This window comes from Aeromonas sp. 159 (assembly GCF_963862045.1).
Classification (GTDB): Bacteria; Pseudomonadota; Gammaproteobacteria; order Enterobacterales; family Aeromonadaceae; genus Aeromonas; species Aeromonas veronii.
Genome location: NZ_CAWLMI010000080.1, coordinates 1 through 3,684, shown reverse-complemented (window position 1 = coordinate 3,684; position 3,684 = coordinate 1). Strand labels below are relative to the sequence as shown.

Below are 3,684 nucleotides of genomic sequence, written 5' to 3'. Positions count from 1 at the left end.
GGGATTGCTCTCGGAACCGGTGGCTGGCAGGGTCAGCACACAGCCCATCGGCAGCGCCTTGTGCACACTCGCCTGCTTGCCGCAGATATCCCAGGGATCATCCCCCTCGTAGCAGGCGGCCGCCGCGACAAACTTGGTGCCATCGACTACTGAGCCGCCACCGACCGCCAGCAAGAAGTCGATGCGATCGCGCTTCACCTGCGCCACCGCCTCCATTAACAACTCGAATCTGGGGTTGGCACCGATGCCGGAGAACTCCTGCCACGTCACCCCTTCCAGCGCCCGGGTCAGCTGCTCATAGACGCCGTTTTGCTTGATGCTGCCGCCACCGTAGAGCACCAGCAGCCGGCTGCCGGGCGGGATCAGTTCGGGCAGGCTGGCGATCTGCCCCTCGCCGAAACAGATACGGGTCGGATTGGCATATTGGAAGTTGTACACGGCGGACTCCTCGACTGGCTCAATGCGCGGACATTGTGCGCCTGTGGGGAGGTGAGGTCAAAAGAGGTGGCAGGAGCTTGCCCATCGGCGGTCGACACTGGCCCATCGGTGCCGACCGGGTAGATCTCAGAACAGCGGCAGGATCAGGCAGTTTTGGCCTCATCTTTGGATGAGCTCTTCTTGCCGGTCAGGCGATCCATCGCCTCCTTGAGCATCGCCTCTCGCTGCTCGTTGAGCGGCTTGCTCTGCTCCGCCCGCTCTTCCGGCGTCAGCTTCTTGTTATCGGCGATGGTCTTGAGCTTCTCTTCGATCTCGTTGAACTTCTTGCGATCGAAACCAAGCGCCTTGTCCACCAGCTGCTGCACTACGCCCCCCTTGTCGGAGCTCATATCCAGCGCCGGTGGCAACTTGTTGTTCTTGGCCAGATGTTCGTAGGTCAGCACCTGCTGGGCCTGGCCGGTCATGCGCTGGGTGGAGAGGCTGACCATCTCCTCCCAGCCACCACCCTGACCGCCGCTACTGGCACTGTTGAGAGTGGCGAGGGCGCGGTTGTTGGATGCGCTCTGGGCAAGCTGCTGGCTGTAGGGTTTGATATCCATGGGGGCTCCAATTCGGTGCGCATCTGCGGCAATGGGCACAGGCTGATCCGGTCACATGGGGCGTCATGCCCCACCATTATCAATTAAACCAGCAAGTTACAGGCCAACTTGTCAGATAGTGCGAGATCCAGAGATATGGCGGATCTCGCCACGCATCCCTCGCAAGCAGGCGTCAGAATCATGACTCATCTGCTGCCAGCTCACGCTGTTTTGGCACATTTTGCCGTCCACGCGCCACGATGCCAGAGAAAAGTCAGGAACAGTCGTTCGATCACAAAATAAACAACCACTCGGGAATACAATTTTGGCGCACATCACAACCAGCCAGCCGTGTCATGGATGATCTGTTCGAAAAACTAATAACAGGCAGACCAATCTGTCGTGCTCACTCCGCTGCCAGTTCGGAGTTGCAGCCTCCACACACCTCATCCCCTCGTCTGGCTCTCACTCACCGCAACCCTTCGGGTACACCTATGAAAAAACACCCCTTGAGTCTTCTCTCCGCCACCCTGCTCACCCTGCTTGGCACCAGTGCCGACGCCTGTACCGGCCTCATCGTCGGCAAGGGGGCCAGCGCCGACGGCAGCGTAATGATCGCCAGAAACGAGGATTTTGGCGTCAACAACTGGAACAAGTACCTCGCCTTCCGGCCCGCGCAGCAGAACGAGGGCAAGGTCTGGAAGCTGGGCAACGGACTGGAAGTGCCGATGCCCAAGGCGTTTTTCGCCTACTCCGCCATCCACGACTGGGATGCCACAACCAGCGATCCGGCTGGCAAATATTATGAAGAGCGCGGCATCAACGAGTTCAACGTCGCCATCTCGGCCACCACCAGTGCCGAGGTCAACGACAAGGCCCAGAAAGCCGATCCGCTACTCGAGAAAGGAGTGATTGAAGCCATCATCCCCACCCTGATCCTGCCGCAGGCCAAGACGGCCAAAGAGGGGGTCGAGCTGCTCGGCCGTTATGTGGAGCAATATGGCGCCGGTGAGGGCAACAGCCTCTATCTGGCGGATGTGAACGAGGCCTGGCTGATGGAGATCGGCTCCGGCCACCACTGGATCGCGGTGCGGGTGCCGGACGACAGCTACGCCATGGTGGCCAACGGCCTGCGCATCCACGGCGTCAATCTCGACAGCGCCGATGTGCTGCACTCGCCCAAACTGCTGGAGTTCGTGCGCGAGCACAAACTGCTGGATAACGCCGATCCGAAAGAGTTCAACTTCGCCAAAGCGTTCGGAGTGATTGCCGATCCCTACAACGTGGATCGGGAGTGGCTCGGCCAGAAAATGCTGACCGCCTCCCACAAACAGGCGACCCGGCAGGCGCAATATCCGCTCTTTATGAAGCCGGATGCCCCCATCGCCGTGCCGGACGTGGCCAGGGTGCTGAGCGCCACCTATGAGGGCACGCCGCTCGCGGGCAAGGCGGAGCGGCCGATCCGCGTCGATCGCCAGCTGGAATCCCACGTCATCCAGCTGCGCAAGGAGATGCCCAAAGAGCTGCAGGGATTGATCTGGCAGAGCTACGGCGTGCTGGCCGAATCTGTGATGGTGCCGCTCTACAACACCCTGGAAAACTATCCCCTGCCCTATCGCACCGGCAGCGACAGCTACTCCGATGATTCCGCCTACTGGCAGTTCCGCAGCCTGACTGCGCTGGCAAGCGCCGATCCGGACAAATACCTGCCGCTGCTGCGCGGCGTCTGGAGCAAGGAGAGCAGCAAGCTCTACAAGGAGGTAGCGCTGCTCGACAAGAGCCTGAAGCAGGCCTATGCCAGCGACAAGGCTACCGCCATCGGGCTGGCTGCCGACTACTCCTATGGCCAGTTGGAGCAGACCTATCAGATGGCCAAAACGTTGCGCTACAAGCTGATGACGGATCTGACCAAGCGCAGCGAGAAGAAGTATTCAGAGGAAGAGTTCAAGAAGATCATGAGCCTATGAACGGCTCGCCAATGCAAAGAGGCTCCCACGGGAGCCTCTTTCGTTTCAGCCAATGCAGCGATCAGCGACGGCTGATATTGAGCGGGCCGAAGGTCTGGGCCACCGGCATGATCTCGATGCTGTTGATGTTGACGTGGGCCGGTTGCTGGCTCACCCAGAGCACGGTATTGGCGATATCTTCCGGCTGGATCGCCTCCACCCCCTGATAGACGGAGGCCGCCTTGGCATCGTCACCGTGGAAGCGCACGTTGGAGAACTCGGTGCCGCCGCACAGGCCCGGCTCCACGTTGGTGACACGGATGGCGGTACCCGCCAGATCGGCACGCAGGTTGAGGCTGAACTGCTTCACGAACGCCTTGGTGGCGCCGTAGACGTTGCCGCCCGGATAGGGGTAGGTGCCGGCGATGGAGCCGATATTGATGACGTGACCGCGATTGCGCGCCACCATGCCCGGCAGCAGCAGGCGGGTGAGCAGGGTCAGACCGCTGATGTTGGTGGCGATCATCTGCTCCCAATCTTCCAGATCCGCCTTGTGGGCCGGTTCAAGCCCCAGCGCCAGACCGGCGTTGTTGACCAGCAGATCCACCTCGCTCCAGGCGGCTGGCAGAGCGGCGATGGCGGCGCGGGTGGCCGCCTTGTCCTGCACATCGAACGCCAGCGGCAGGAACTGCTCGCCCAGCTCGTCAGCCAGCGCAGCGAGC

4 protein-coding genes are annotated in these 3,684 nt (G+C 61.1%); 1 reads left to right on the top strand and 3 read right to left on the bottom strand.

Translation table 11 applies throughout. The features are described 5' to 3' along the window. Positions 1-438 (bottom strand): iron-containing alcohol dehydrogenase (locus AACR14_RS13790; protein WP_019446594.1); only part of this gene is annotated, 438 nt, incomplete at its 3' end. 143 nt (positions 439-581) lie between these two features. Then, a complete protein-coding gene (locus tag AACR14_RS13785) occupies positions 582-1,037 on the bottom strand; it encodes a hypothetical protein (RefSeq protein ID WP_019446593.1) in 456 nt (151 codons plus the stop codon). Positions 1,038-1,510: 473 nt separating this feature from the next. Here AACR14_RS13785 and AACR14_RS13780 point away from each other — a divergent pair, with 473 nt between their 5' ends. Beyond that, positions 1,511-2,983, top strand: a complete 1,473-nt coding sequence (locus AACR14_RS13780; protein ID WP_019446592.1) for a C69 family dipeptidase — start codon at positions 1,511-1,513, stop codon at positions 2,981-2,983. Positions 2,984-3,044: 61 nt separating this feature from the next. On the opposite strand, the gene AACR14_RS13775 is transcribed toward AACR14_RS13780, so the two are convergent. Beyond that, a partial coding sequence (locus AACR14_RS13775; protein ID WP_019446591.1) for an SDR family NAD(P)-dependent oxidoreductase occupies positions 3,045-3,684 on the bottom strand: 640 nt, incomplete at its 5' end.

Bases quoted from the DNA above. Each gene is read 5' to 3' on its own strand.
- AACR14_RS13785 (WP_019446593.1), bottom strand. From the start codon at position 1,037: ATGGATATCAAACCCTACAGCCAGCAGCTTGCCCAGAGCGCATCCAAC.
- AACR14_RS13780 (WP_019446592.1), top strand. From the start codon at position 1,511: ATGAAAAAACACCCCTTGAGTCTTCTCTCCGCCACCCTGCTCACCCTG.